At 72.5% G+C, this 12,203-nt stretch carries 12 protein-coding genes; 9 read left to right on the top strand and 3 right to left on the bottom strand.

What is annotated here, in order from left to right; genetic code table 11:
• Positions 1-16: 16 nt before the first annotated feature.
• The 3 genes from MKK70_RS25050 to MKK70_RS25040 are packed head-to-tail and all read left to right on the top strand — an operon-like array spanning position 17 to position 3,166.
• On the top strand, positions 17-1,174 hold the full coding sequence (locus MKK70_RS25050) for an ABC transporter permease (RefSeq protein WP_243938103.1): 1,158 nt from the start codon (positions 17-19) through the stop codon (positions 1,172-1,174).
• A gap of 31 nt (positions 1,175-1,205) precedes the next feature.
• Positions 1,206-2,129: an ABC transporter permease gene (locus MKK70_RS25045; RefSeq protein WP_147728579.1), complete on the top strand. Its 924-nt coding sequence runs from the start codon at positions 1,206-1,208 to the stop codon at positions 2,127-2,129.
• Between the two features lie 8 nt (positions 2,130-2,137).
• Positions 2,138-3,166 (top strand): formamidase, encoded by a 1,029-nt coding sequence (locus MKK70_RS25040; protein ID WP_147728578.1) that lies wholly within the window; start codon positions 2,138-2,140, stop codon positions 3,164-3,166.
• Positions 3,167-3,171: 5 nt separating this feature from the next.
• On the opposite strand, the gene MKK70_RS25035 is transcribed toward MKK70_RS25040, so the two are convergent.
• Positions 3,172-3,486, bottom strand: coding sequence for a BrnA antitoxin family protein (locus tag MKK70_RS25035; RefSeq protein ID WP_243950595.1), 315 nt, complete (start codon positions 3,484-3,486; stop codon positions 3,172-3,174).
• Between the two features lie 391 nt (positions 3,487-3,877).
• On the opposite strand from MKK70_RS25035, the gene MKK70_RS25030 reads away from it, so the two are divergent.
• From MKK70_RS25030 to MKK70_RS25020, 3 genes are read left to right on the top strand one after another with little or no spacing between them, the layout of a single operon-like run.
• Positions 3,878-4,582, top strand: coding sequence for a cysteine hydrolase family protein (locus MKK70_RS25030; RefSeq protein ID WP_147728576.1), 705 nt, complete (start codon positions 3,878-3,880; stop codon positions 4,580-4,582).
• Positions 4,579-5,673, top strand: a complete 1,095-nt coding sequence (locus MKK70_RS25025; protein ID WP_147859849.1) for a ring-opening amidohydrolase — start codon at positions 4,579-4,581, stop codon at positions 5,671-5,673. The genes MKK70_RS25030 and MKK70_RS25025 overlap by 4 nt, the downstream gene beginning before the upstream one ends.
• Before the next feature lie 10 nt (positions 5,674-5,683).
• Complete coding sequence (locus MKK70_RS25020) at positions 5,684-7,258, top strand: ABC transporter ATP-binding protein (RefSeq protein ID WP_243950593.1); 1,575 nt, start codon at positions 5,684-5,686, stop codon at positions 7,256-7,258.
• Between the two features lie 26 nt (positions 7,259-7,284).
• Here the strand turns inward: MKK70_RS25020 and MKK70_RS25015 are convergent, their stop codons facing one another.
• Together MKK70_RS25015 and MKK70_RS25010 are read right to left on the bottom strand one after the other, a co-directional pair.
• Positions 7,285-8,862: a DHA2 family efflux MFS transporter permease subunit gene (locus MKK70_RS25015; RefSeq protein ID WP_243950592.1), complete on the bottom strand. Its 1,578-nt coding sequence runs from the start codon at positions 8,860-8,862 to the stop codon at positions 7,285-7,287.
• Complete coding sequence (locus MKK70_RS25010) at positions 8,859-9,929, bottom strand: HlyD family secretion protein (RefSeq protein WP_243938550.1); 1,071 nt, start codon at positions 9,927-9,929, stop codon at positions 8,859-8,861. The genes MKK70_RS25015 and MKK70_RS25010 overlap by 4 nt, the downstream gene beginning before the upstream one ends.
• Positions 9,930-10,095: 166 nt before the next feature.
• Between MKK70_RS25010 and MKK70_RS25005 the strand changes: the two genes are divergently transcribed.
• From MKK70_RS25005 to MKK70_RS24995, 3 genes are all read left to right on the top strand, one after another.
• Positions 10,096-10,788, top strand: coding sequence for a TetR/AcrR family transcriptional regulator (locus MKK70_RS25005; protein WP_243950589.1), 693 nt, complete (start codon positions 10,096-10,098; stop codon positions 10,786-10,788).
• A gap of 153 nt (positions 10,789-10,941) precedes the next feature.
• Positions 10,942-11,178, top strand: coding sequence for a hypothetical protein (locus MKK70_RS25000; RefSeq protein WP_147726800.1), 237 nt, complete (start codon positions 10,942-10,944; stop codon positions 11,176-11,178).
• 70 nt (positions 11,179-11,248) lie between these two features.
• Positions 11,249-12,151 (top strand): LysR family transcriptional regulator, encoded by a 903-nt coding sequence (locus tag MKK70_RS24995; protein WP_243938552.1) that lies wholly within the window; start codon positions 11,249-11,251, stop codon positions 12,149-12,151.
• The last annotated feature ends 52 nt before the right edge of the window (positions 12,152-12,203 follow it).

The raw sequence follows: 12,203 nt of genomic DNA, 5'->3' as shown, positions 1-12,203 counted from the left end.
GGTTCGGAGGTGCGGGATGGTCGCGGACGCCGCTGTGGCACCGGTCGAGACGGCGGATCCGCCGGCGCGCGGCCTTCAGGCCCGGGCCTGGCTGGCGCGGCGCTCGGAGGCGTTCCTGATCCCGGTCGGCGCGGCGCTCGCGGGCTTCGTCCTGTTCGGGCTGTTCCTGGCGGCTTTGGGCAAGTCGCCGCTCCAGTTCGTCGACATCGTCTACCGCGGCGGCTTCGGCTCGTCCTTCGCGCTCGGCAACAGCCTGCAGCGCGCCGCGCCCCTGCTGTTCGCCGCGCTCTGCGTCGCGTTGCCCGCCCGCCTCGGCCTCGTGGTGATCGGCGGGGAGGGGGCGATCGTGCTGGGCGGCCTCAGCGCCGCCGCCGCGGCCCAGCCGCTGGCAGCCCTTCCGCCCGGTCTCGCGATCCCCTTGATGGCGCTCGCCGCGGCGCTGGTCGGCGCGGTCTGGATCGGCGCCGTCGGGTTTCTGCAGGCCTATCGCGGCGTCAACGCCACGATCTCGAGCCTGCTGCTGTCCTACATCGCCATCGCGCTCTCCAACCACCTGATCGAGGGCTGGCTGCGCGATCCGGCGAGCCTCAACAAGCCCTCGACGCTGCCCGTCGGCGACGCCTTCATGCTCGCGCCGATGCCGGGGATCGGGGTGCATTGGGGCCTCGGCGTCGGCGTCCTGTCCTGCCTCGTCGCCTACGTGCTGATGGACCGCACGACGCTGGGCTTCGCCGCGCGGATCGCCGGCGGCAACGTGCGCGCGGCGCAGATCCAGGGTCTGCCGGTCGGGCGGCTGATCGTCGGCTTCACCGCCCTCGGCGGCGCCTTCGCGGCGCTCGCCGGGTTCTTCGAGGTGGTCGCGGTTCAGGGCACCGCCAACGGCACGCTGGCCGCCGGCTACGGCTACACCGGCATCCTCGTCGCCTTCCTCGCCCGCCAGAACCCGATCGCGATCATGCCGGTCGCGTTCCTGCTCGGCGGGATCGAGGCGTCGAGCGGGCTGATCCAGCGCCGGATGCAGCTGCCCGACGCCACCGTGCTGGTGCTGGAGGGGCTGCTGTTCCTCGTGGTGCTCGCCAGCGAGACGCTCTACGGGCGCCTGCACCTGTTCAGCCCGCACCTGTGGGCCACCAAGCGCGCCGCCGCTGCGCTGCCGGCGGGAGCGCCCGCGTGAGCACCCCCATGAGCGCGGCGGAGAGCGGGCGATGAGCGGCGATCTCGGGCTCTGGAGCGTCCTGATCGCGGTGGTCGGCGGCGCGATCCGCGTCTCGACGCCGTTCCTGTTCGTCAGCCTCGGCGAGACCATCACCGAGCGCTCGGGGCGGATCAACCTCGGCCTCGAGGGCACCCTCGTGTTCGGCGCGATGTCGGCCTACGCCACCGCGGTGCTCACCGGCTCGCCCTGGGCCGGCGTCGCGGTGGCGGGGCTCGCCGGCGGCGCCTTCGGGCTGCTGCACGGGTTCGTCTGCCGCCTGCCGCGGGTCAACGACGTGGCGGTCGGCATCGCCCTGATGCTGTTCGGCACCGGGCTGGCCTTCTTCTTCGGCAAGGCCTTCATCCAGCCCTCGGCGCCGCCGCTTCCGGCGATCCCGTTCGGGTTCTGGTCGGACGTGCCGCAGATCCAGGCAGCGCTGCGCGTCAACGTGCTGTTCCTCGTCGGCGCCGCGCTCGCGGTGTTCCTGTGGTGGGCGTTCCGCAACACCAAGGCCGGGCTGATCGTGCGCGTCGTCGGCGACAGCGCCGACGCGGCGCGTGCCATGGGCTACGACGTCGACCGCGTGAGGCTCTTCGCGACCGCCGCCGGCGGCGTGCTCGCCGGGATCGGCGGCGCCTACCTGTCGCTGTACTATCCGGGCTCGTGGAACGAGGGGATCTCCTCGGGCCAGGGGCTGATGGCGGTGGCGCTGGTGATCTTCGCCCGCTGGAACCCGCTCGCGTGCTTCGCCGCCGCCCTGCTGTTCGGCGGCGCCGGGGCGCTCGGGCCGGCGCTGCAATCGGTCGGCGTCACGCAGGGCTACTACCTGTACTACGCCGCACCCTACGTCCTCACCCTGGCCCTGCTGATCGCCACCTCGTCGCCCGACCGGGCGCTGGCCGGCGCGCCGGGCGAGCTCTCCCTCTCGAAATAAGGTTTCGCATGAACGGTCTCGGTGGGCTGAACAAATCCCCGAACGGCGTCGTCGTCGGCCTCGTGCAGCTGAAGCTGCCGAAGGTCGAGACGCCGGCCGACCTGGGCGCGCAGGCCGACCGGATCGTGGCGATGGTCGCCAAGGCGCGAGCCAACATGGCGAGCATGGATCTCGTGGTGTTTCCCGAATACGCGCTCCACGGCCTGTCGATGGACACCCGGCCGGAGCTGATGTGCCGGATGGACGGGCCGGAGGTCGCCGCCTTCCGCAAGGCCTGCGTCGACAACCGGATCTGGGGCTGCTTCTCCATCATGGAGCTCAACCCGCACGGCGCGCCCTACAACACCGGCCTGATCATCGACGATGCCGGCGACGTGAAGCTGTACTATCGCAAGATGCACCCCTGGGTGCCGGTGGAGCCGTGGGAGCCCGGCGACCTCGGCATCCCGGTGATCGACGGGCCGAAGGGCGCCAAGCTCGCCCTGATCATCTGCCACGACGGGATGTTCCCGGAGATGGCGCGCGAATGCGCCTACAAGGGCGCCGAGATCATGATCCGCACGGCCGGCTACACCGCGCCGATCCGCGAATCCTGGCGCTTCACCAACCAGTCGAACGCCTTCTGCAACCTGATGGTCACCGCCAACGTCTGCCTGTGCGGCTCGGACGGCACCTTCGACTCGATGGGCGAGGGCATGGTCTGCAACTTCGACGGGGCGATCCTCGCCCACGGCACCACCGGCCGCGTCGACGAGATCATCACCGCCGAGGTCCGGCCCGACCTCGTGCGCGAGGCGCGGATCCACTGGGGCGTCGAGAACAACATCTACCAGCTCGGCCACCGCGGCTACACGGCGGTGAAGGGCGGCGCGCAGGACTGCCCCTACACCTACATGCACGACCTCGCCGCCGGCCGGTACAGGCTGCCGTGGGAGGATCAGGTGAAGGTCGTGGACGGCACGTCCTGCGGCTTCGTCGCGCCGACCCGCTCCTACGGCGCCGGCCAGGCGCCGGCCGCGCGCGAGGCGGCGGAGTGAGGGCCTCAGCCCTTCTTCAACGCCGCCAGCATCGCGCGGCGCAGGATCGCGTTGATGCGGGTCTGGTAGCCGCGCCCGGGCGCCCGCAGCCAGCCCAGCACGTCGGCATCGATCCGCACCGTCGTCGAGGTCTTGACCGGGCGGTAGAACGGGTTGCGCACGGCGTTCTGCCAGAACGCCTCCGTCAGGGTCGGGATGTCGCTGTGGTCGATCTCCGCCTCCGGCTTCGCCGCAAGGGCCTCCCGCTCCGCCGTCTGCGCCTCGCTCAGCGTCGGCGGATTGGCGAGGTCGATCTCGTAGCTAACCAGCTTCGTGTTCATAGCGTCGCCTTTCCGAACGATCGGCCTTGCGGGCGGAGATGATGCGGATGACCTCGATCTCCCCGCCGGCCTCGGTCGTCTCGCGAATCGTATCAGCTAGGAAATCCGTCGGCGATTTGGCCGCCAGGCGTTCTCCCTCCCCCCTCTGCGGGGGAGGGTACCCTGCGGAGCAGGGGGGGAGAGGGGAGCGCCGTATCCGGAGAGGTCGCTCCCCTCTCCCGACCCTCGCTGACGCGAGGCCCACCCTCCCCCGCAGAGGGGGGAGGGAAGAGCGCGTGCGGCGAAGGGCAATACTCGTCCCGCGCTCGTTCGCGGCATTCCGAATCGAGCGCACGTCACGACGATCTCCGTCAGCGGACATTCGTTCGTCAAGCCGACAGGGCGAGGCCGCATGAGCACGACGTCCTCGCCCGCGGGCACCGTCGCCGCCGAGCCCTACCCGTGGCCCTACGACGGCGACCTGCGGCCGGGGAACACCGCGCTCGTCATCATCGACATGCAGATCGATTTCTGCGGCGACGGCGGCTACGTCGACGCGATGGGCTACGACCTGTCGTTGACCCGCGCGCCGATCGCGCCGATCGCCCGCCTGCTCGCTGCGATGCGTGGGGCCGGCTACACGATCATCCACACCCGCGAGGGCCACCGGCCCGACCTCTCCGACCTGCCGGAGAACAAGCGCTGGCGCTCGCGCCGGATCGGCGCCGGCATCGGCGACCCCGGGCCCTGCGGCAAGATCCTGGTCCGCGGCGAGCCCGGCTGGGAGATCATCCCGGAGCTCGCGCCGCTCCCCGGCGAGGTGGTGATCGACAAGCCCGGCAAGGGCTCGTTCTGCGCCACCGACCTCGAGCTGATCCTGCGCACCCGCGGCATCCGCAACCTCGTGCTCACCGGCATCACCACCGACGTCTGCGTCTCCACCACCATGCGGGAGGCCAACGACCGCGGCTTCGAATGCGTGGTGCTGGGCGACGCCTGCGGCGCCACCGATCCGGAGAACCACGCGGCGGCGCTTCGCATGGTGACGATGCAGGGCGGGGTGTTCGGCGCGGTCTCCGACACCGACGCCGTCATCGCCGCGCTCGCCGCCGCATGAGCACCCGCCGCGCCGTCGTCCACCGCATCGCCACCGCCGCCCCGGACGACGTCTCCGGCCTGGAACGCGCGATCGCGGAGGGCCGGATCGTGCCGGGCGCGATCGTCGCGATCTTCGGCAAGACCGAGGGCAACGGCCTGGTCAACGACTGGACCCGGGGGCTCGCCGCCCGCGCCCTGCGCGACCTGCTGGGTCGGCACGCCGGCCCGGAGGCCGCCGAGCGGGTCTGCCTCGTCATGTCGGGCGGGACCGAGGGCGGCCTGTCCCCGCACGTCACCGTGTTCGAGGTGCGCGAGGCCGACGAGGCCGCCGTGCCCGGCGCGCTCGCCATCGGCCACGCCCACACCGCCGACCTCCGGCCCGAGCAGGTCGGGCGCCTGGCCCAGGTCGCGTCGGTGGCCGACGGCGTGCGCGCGGCGATGCGCGCGGCCGGGATCGTCGATCCGGACGAGGTGCACTTCGTCCAGGTGAAGTGCCCGCTCCTCACCTCGGAGCGGATCGCCGAGGCGCGCGGCCGCGACGCGGACTGCGCCACCGCCGACACGCTGAAATCCATGGGCCTCTCGCGCGCGGCCGCCTCCCTCGGCATCGCCGCGGCGCTCGGCGAGGTCGGCGCGCTGGAGGAGGCCGCGATCGGCCGGGACTTTTCGCTCGCCTCGTCGCGCGCCTCGGCCTCGGCCGGGATCGAGCTGATGGGCCACGAGATCGTGGTGCTCGGGCGCGGCGCCGGCTGGTCCGGCCCGCTGCGGATCGACCACGCCACCATGGCCGACGCCCTGGACGTCGAGCCCGTGCGGGCCGCCCTCGCCCGCCTCGGCCTCGGCGCGGCCGGACAGCTGGCGCCGGCGCAGCGCGCGCGGATGGTCGCGCTGCTCGCCAAGGCCGAGGCCCCGTCCGACGGGCGCCTGCGCGGGCTTCGCACCACCATGCTCACCGATTCCGACCACGCCGCGACGCGGCACGCCCGCGGCTTCGTCGGCGGGGTGCTCGCCGGCCTCGTCGGCCATGCCGAGCTCTACGTCTCGGGCGGCGCCGAGCATCAGGGGCCGGATGGCGGCGGCCCCGTCGCGATCATCGCCGAAGCGCCGTGAGAGGCCGCCCATGACGTCGTCACCGCTCGCGTCTCCTCCCTCGGCCCCGGCCCCGGGCCCCCCCCGCGCCATCGGCGTCGAGACCGTCGGCATGACGAAGCGCTTCGGCGCCTTCGCCGCCCTCGACGACGTGTCGATGAAGATCGCGGCCGGCGGCTTCCACGCGCTGCTCGGCGAGAACGGCGCTGGCAAGTCCACGCTGGTGAAGTGCGTGATGGGGTTCTACGCCCCGAGCGCCGGCACGGTGCTGGTCGACGGCCGCGAGGCCGAGATCACCAACCCGAAGGGCGCGCAGGCGCGCGGCCTCGGCATGGTCTACCAGCACTTCACGCTGGTGCCCTCGCTCACGGGGGCGGAGAACCTCGTCATCAGCCGCGCCGACGCGCCCTCGGTGATCGCCTGGAGCCGGGAGCGGGCGCGGCTCTCCGCCTTCATGGCCGGCATGCCGTTCCGGCTGAACCTCGACCGGCCGGTGGCGGAGCTGGCGGCGGGCGAGAAGCAGAAGCTCGAGATCGTCAAGCAGCTCTACCTCGAGGCGCGGTTCCTGATCCTCGACGAGCCGACCTCGGTGCTGACGCCGGGCGAGGCCGAGGAGGTGCTGGGGCTGCTCCGCGCGATGGCCGACCGCGGCGACCTCACCGTGCTGATGATCAGCCACAAGTTCCGCGAGGTCGAGACCTTCGCCCGAAGCCTGACCGTGCTCCGGCGCGGACGGCTCGTCGGCGGCGGCGCGGTCGGCGCGCTGTCCCGCGACGACATGGCGGCGATGATGATGGGCGAGCGCAAGGTGCGCGTGCCGGCCGCCCGCCTCGGCGAGCCCGACGAAGCCCGCGAGATCCTGCGCATCACGGGCGTGACCGCCACCGACGCCTCGGGCCTGCGCCACATCGCCGTCGACGCGCTCAGCGTTCGCGCCCGCGAGATCGTCGGCATCGCCGGCGTCTCGGGCAACGGGCAGAAGGAGCTCGCCGACGTCCTCGGCGGCCAGGTCCGCGCCACCGGCGGCCGGGTGGTGGTGGCCGGCGCGCCCTATGCCGGCACGCGGGCCGAGAGCCGCGCGCGAAAGGTGCGGTTCATCCCGGAGGAGCCGCTGCGCAACGCCTGCGCGCCGCGGATGTCGGTGGTCGAGAACTTGGGCTTTCGCGCCTTCGACCGGCGCGGCGACGACCCGACGGGCAAGCCGACCTTCTGGCTCGACCGGGGGGCGATGGCCCGGCGCGGGCGCGACCTGATCGAGCGGTTCAAGGTGAAGACCGCCTCGTCCGAGGCGCCGATCGCCACCCTGTCCGGCGGCAACGTGCAGCGGGCGGTGCTCGCCCGCGAGCTGACCGACCCGGTCGACCTCCTGATCGTCGTCAACCCGTGCTTCGGCCTCGACTTCTCGGCGGTCTCAGAGATCCGCAACCGGATCGTGGCCGCGCGCAACGCCGGCGCCGCGGTGCTGCTGATCAGCGAGGACCTCGACGAGATCCTGGAGCTGTCCGACCGCATCGTGGTGATGTCGGAGGGCCGCCTCGTCTACGAGACGCAGGCCGCCACCGCCGAGGTGGCGACGATCGGCCGTCACATGGCCGGGCACCACTGAGACGGACGATCGTCGCAAACGCGGGCTCAGTGGGCCTCGACCGGCCCCGAGGCGCGTTGCGGCTTCCTCAGGATCGCGACGACGCCGAGGCTCAGCACGAGGCTGACGCCGACGAGCCAGAACCCGTCGGCATAGGCCATCACCTCGGCCTCGCGCCGGACCTGGGCCGCCAGCATGCCGAGGGTGGCGCCCTTCGCGGCCGCGGCGTCGGCGACGTGCCCGTGCAGGCCGGCGGCCGTGGCCGCGAGGCGCTCCTGGGTGCGCGTGGCGTTCACGGTGATCGCCTCGGCCAGCACCGAGAAGTGCATGTGCTCGCGCCGGTCGATCATCGTCGAGAGCATCGCGATGCCGATCGAGCCGCCGAGGTTGCGCATCATGTTCGACAGCGCCGAGGCGTCCGCCGTGTCGCGCGGGGCGAGGCCCGCCGTCGAGAGCTGCGACAGCGGGATGGTGAACAGCGGCTGGCCGACGGCGCGCAGGAGCTGCGGCAGGATCAGCTGGTCCGCGCCGACGTCGTGGGTCAGCCCGACGTTGATCCAGCAGCTCGCGATGAAGAACAGCGTGCCGGTCACCACCAGCAGCCGGGCGTCGAAGGTGCGCATGATCAGCGGCATCATCGGGAACAGCAGCAGCTGCGGCAGCCCGGACCACATCACGACGTAGCCGATCTGCTGGGCGTCGTAGCCCTGGATCTGCGCGCAGTAGAGCGGGATGATGTAGATCGAGCCGAACGAGACCGCGCCGAGCACCGTCATCAGCACGCACGATCCGCCGACCGAGCGGTTGGCGAGCACCCGCAGGTTGATGAAGGGGCGCTCGGCCATGAGCTCGCGGACGATGAAGCCGGCGATGCCGGCCACCGCGAGCCAGCTCGCCTGGACGATGACGGGCGAGCCGAACCAGTCCTTCCGCTGGCCCTCCTCCAGCACGTAGGTCAGCGCCGGCAGGCCGGTCGCCATCAGGCCGATGCCGATCCAGTCGCCCTTCAGGAGCTCGGCCCAGCGCGCCGGCACGCCGTCGAAGGCGCCGAGCTGGATCGCGGCGGCGAGCGGGCCGAAGATCAGGTTCAGGTAGAAGATGTAGTGCCAGGACAGGTTGTCGGTGAGCCAGCCGCCCACCGTCGGGCCGATCGCCGGCGCGAAGGTGGCGGTCAGCCCGAACATCGCGATGCCGATCGGCTGCTGGCTCCTCGACAGGCGCGTGCGCACGATGACGATCGCGGTCGGGATCAGCACGCCGCCGGTGAAGCCCTGGCCGGCCCGGAACAGGATCATCTGCGAGAGCGAGGTCGAGAGCGCGCAGGCGAGCGAGAAGGCGGTGAACAGCATCGTGTTCACCGACAGGTACCGGCGCAGGCCGATCACCGAGGAGAGCCAGCCGGTGAGGGGGATCACGATGATCTCGGCCATCAGGTAGGCGGTCGAGATCCAGCTGCCCTCCTCGGTGGAGGCGCCGAGCGCGCCCTGGATGTCGGAGAGCGAGGCGTTGGTGATCTGGATGTCGAGGATGGCGGTGAACGCGCCGAGGATCGCGCCGAACACCGCGAGCCAGTCGCGCGCGCTGGCCTTGGCCTCGGGCCCGCGCATCGCCGCGGCGGCGCTCATCGGGGCAGGGCCTCGCTGACGAGGGCGGCGCCGGGCCGGGCGCGGCGTGCGGCCGGCGCGACCGGGTCCGCCAGGTGCACCGTGGCCTCGACCGACAGGCCGGCGCGCAGGCGCGCGAGCCGCGGGTCGGACGCGTCGATCGCGACCCGCACCGGCACGCGCTGGACGACCTTGGTGAAGTTGCCGGTGGCGTTCTCGGGCGGCAGCAGGGCGAACTGCGCACCGGTGCCGGGCGAGAAGCTCTCGATCCGGCCCTCGAACGCGCGGTCGCCCAGCGCATCGACGGTGAAGGTAACGTGCTGTCCCTCGACCATCTCCCCGGTCTGCGTCTCCTTGAAGTTCGCCACGAGGTAGATGTCGCGGCCGGTCGGCACGATCGTGAGCAGCCCGGTGCCGGCCGAGACGAACTGCCCGACGCGCAGGGCCCGGTCGCCGACCGTGCCGGCGGCGGGCGCGGCGATGGTCGTGTAGCTGAGGTTGAGCTGCGCCTGCTCGACCTTGGCCCGCGCCCCGTCCAGGCTCGCGCGGGCGCTCGCCTCCAGCGCCGTCAGGCTCTCCACCTGCTTGCGGGCGGCGTCCAGCGAGGCGACGGACTTGTCGTGCGCCGCCCGCTTCTGCCTCAGGTCGGCATCGGCCTGCTGCTGGCGCTGGGCGGTGCCCGAGCCGGTCTGCAACAGGTTCTGGTAGCGGGCGTATTCCTTGGTGGCGAAATCGAGGGCCGCATCGGTGTTCTCGACCTCGGCCTTCGCGGACTGCACCTGCGCCTGCTGCTGGAGGATGGCGGCGGCGGTGCCGAGCAGCTGGGCGCGGTTCTTTTCGACCTCGGCCTGGGCCTGCTTCAACGCGATCCGATACTCGCGGTCGTCGAGCCGCGCGATCGCGTCGCCGACCTGCACCGCCTGGTTGTCGCCGACCAGCACCGCGGCGACGTGGCCGGCGATGCGGGGGGCGACCGTCACCTTGTCGGCCTGCAGGTAGGCGTCCTCGGTCGTCTCCAGGAACCGGCCGACGGTCCACCAGTGCCAGCCGTAGCTGCCGCCCCCGCCGAGCGCGGCCAGGACGAGCAACGGAAGGATCAGCCGCGCGGGACGGCGCTTGCGCGCGGGCGCAGGAACGACGGGGACGGGCGCAGGATCGTCGGTGGATCGTGGTTGCATCGCGGCTGGCCAACAATAAAACGATACGGTATCGTTGTAATACGGTCGGCGGTTCGGGCTGACAAGGAGGAAGTTCATGACGCAGGTCGCGGCCGACGATGCGGAGGCGCAGCCCCGGCGCGGCGGCGGACGGCCGACCCGCGCGGAAGCCGCGCGGCGCGAGGCGCGCATCGTCGAGGTCGCCACCCGCCTGTTCATGGAGCGCGGCTTCGACGCGACCTCGATCGACGCGGTCGCGGAGGCGGCCGGCGTCAGCAAGCCGACGCTGTATTCGCGCTATCGCGACAAGCGCGCGCTGTTCGAGGCGGTGCTCGACGAGCGCATCCGCGAATGGCTGGCCCCGCTCTCGGCCGCGGCCGAAACGCAGGCCCTCGAGGCCAACCCGCGGGACGCCGCGACCGTGCTGGACGAGCTCAGCCGCAACCTCCTCGCCCGTGCCCATGCGCCGGGCGCCGCCGCGCTCACCCGCTGCATCGCCGCGCAGGCGATGCAGTTCCCCGATCTGGCGCGGCTCGCCTACGAGGAAGGCTGGATGCGCGGCGTGCGCGCGGTCGACCGCCTCCTCACGGTGATGGCCGCGCGGGGGCAGATCGCGGTCGACGACGCAGAGATCGCCGCCGACCTGTTCCTCAACCTCGTCCTCGGCCGCAGCGCGAAGCAGGCGCTCTACGGCATCGCGGTCGACCCGGAAGCGCAGGAGAAGCGCCGCCGCGCCGCGGTGGCCCTGTTCCTCGCCGGCTGCCGCCCCCTCGCACCCGAGCGCAGCTGAAGCCGGCGGGCTGGCGAAGAAAGCAGGCTTGCCAAGAAAGTCGAACGTCTTGTTCGAAACTATTCGGGTTTTCGGATCAGCAAGACGGGCCCATCTTCGCTTCATCGGACGGCGGCCACCGGGTCGCCTCGCCTCAGATCGATGGAGCCCCCCATGTCCAGCATCCTCAAGGTTTCGGTTCTCGCCCTCTCCCTGGCGGCCGCCCTGCCCGCCGCCGCGGTCGCGCAGAGCTACACCGCGCCGGCCGGCATCCCCACCGAGACCGCGCCCGGCACGGTCTCCGGCCGCCCCGTCGAGCGCGGCGTCGGCCAGGCCGCGCCGAGCGCCTACGATGCGATGGTCACCGGCTCGGTCGGCCGCATCCAGGCGCACAAGCCCGCCCGCCGCTGACCCGGCGGCGCCGACCTTGCTTGCCGGATCGCCGGGGCCGGACGCGCCCCGATCGTTCGAGGATCCCGGCATGCGCGGCCCCGGAACACCGACGCTGGACCAGCTCGGGGTCTTCCTCGCGGTGGTCGAGGCCGGGAGCTTCGCCGCGGCGGGCCGTCGCCTCAACCGGGCCACCTCGGTGATCAGCTACGCGGTGGCCAATCTCGAGCAGCAGCTCGGCCTGCCGCTGTTCGACCGCGACGCGACGCGACGGCCGCAATTGACCGAGGCCGGGCGCGCGGTGCTGGCGGAGGCGCGCATCGTCGCCCACGGCGTCGACGCCCTGCGCGCCAAGGTCGGCGGATTGCTGAGCGGGCTCGAGGCGGAGGTCAGCCTCGTCGTCACCCTGCTGATGCCGGGGCCGCGGCTCGTCGATGCGCTCAAGGCGTTCCAGGCGCGGTTTCCCTCGGTGGCCCTGCGCCTGAACGTCGAGGCGCTCGGCGCGGTGCAGCAGCACGTGATCGACGGCCGGGCGGCGATCGGCATCGGGGTCGAGCTCTGGCAGCGGGAGACCGACCCGCTCGAGCTGGTGTCCGTCGGCGAGGTCGAGATGGTGGCGGTCGCCGCGCCCTCCCATCCCCTGGCCGCCGCCGACGGGTCGGTGTCGGGCCTGGCGCGCGAGCACGTGCAGCTGGTGATCTCCGACCGCTCTCCCCTGTCGGAAGGCCAGGAATTCGGGGTGATCGCGCCGCGGACCTGGCGGCTCTCCGACATGAGCTCCAAGCACACGCTGCTGCTGGCCGGGATCGGCTGGGGCAGCATGCCCGCGCACCTGGCGCGCGCCGACCTCGAGGCGGGGCGCCTCGTGGCGCTGAAGCTGCCGGAGGCGACGCGCCGCCTGCTCCCGCTCACCGCGATCCACCGCACCGACCGCCCGCCCGGCCCGGCTGGGCGCTGGCTCATCCGCCGCTTCGTGGAGCAGGCCGAAGGCTGAGCGCCGCCCTCCGGGCGGCGCTCGCGTCTTCTTGATGCCACGCGACGGTCCC

Origin of the sequence: Methylobacterium sp. E-041, assembly GCF_022829665.1 — a bacterium.
Classification (GTDB): domain Bacteria; phylum Pseudomonadota; class Alphaproteobacteria; order Rhizobiales; family Beijerinckiaceae; genus Methylobacterium.
The sequence above is the reverse complement of the archived record's forward strand: the minus strand, read 5'-3'. Positions and strand labels throughout refer to the sequence as shown.

What these genes read in the sequence shown, in the direction of transcription:
- MKK70_RS25000 (WP_147726800.1), top strand. Translation starts at nt 10,942, where the DNA reads ATGTCCAGCATCCTCAAGGTTTCGGTTCTCGCCCTCTCCCTGGCGGCC.
- MKK70_RS25015 (WP_243950592.1), bottom strand. Translation starts at nt 8,862, where the DNA reads ATGAGCGCCGCCGCGGCGATGCGCGGGCCCGAGGCCAAGGCCAGCGCG.
- MKK70_RS25045 (WP_147728579.1), top strand. Translation starts at nt 1,206, where the DNA reads ATGAGCGGCGATCTCGGGCTCTGGAGCGTCCTGATCGCGGTGGTCGGC.
- MKK70_RS25030 (WP_147728576.1), top strand. Translation starts at nt 3,878, where the DNA reads ATGAGCACGACGTCCTCGCCCGCGGGCACCGTCGCCGCCGAGCCCTAC.
- MKK70_RS25040 (WP_147728578.1), top strand. Translation starts at nt 2,138, where the DNA reads ATGAACGGTCTCGGTGGGCTGAACAAATCCCCGAACGGCGTCGTCGTC.
- MKK70_RS25005 (WP_243950589.1), top strand. Translation starts at nt 10,096, where the DNA reads ATGACGCAGGTCGCGGCCGACGATGCGGAGGCGCAGCCCCGGCGCGGC.
- MKK70_RS25025 (WP_147859849.1), top strand. Translation starts at nt 4,579, where the DNA reads ATGAGCACCCGCCGCGCCGTCGTCCACCGCATCGCCACCGCCGCCCCG.
- MKK70_RS25050 (WP_243938103.1), top strand. Translation starts at nt 17, where the DNA reads ATGGTCGCGGACGCCGCTGTGGCACCGGTCGAGACGGCGGATCCGCCG.
- MKK70_RS25020 (WP_243950593.1), top strand. Translation starts at nt 5,684, where the DNA reads ATGACGTCGTCACCGCTCGCGTCTCCTCCCTCGGCCCCGGCCCCGGGC.
- MKK70_RS25035 (WP_243950595.1), bottom strand. Translation starts at nt 3,486, where the DNA reads ATGAACACGAAGCTGGTTAGCTACGAGATCGACCTCGCCAATCCGCCG.
- MKK70_RS24995 (WP_243938552.1), top strand. Translation starts at nt 11,249, where the DNA reads ATGCGCGGCCCCGGAACACCGACGCTGGACCAGCTCGGGGTCTTCCTC.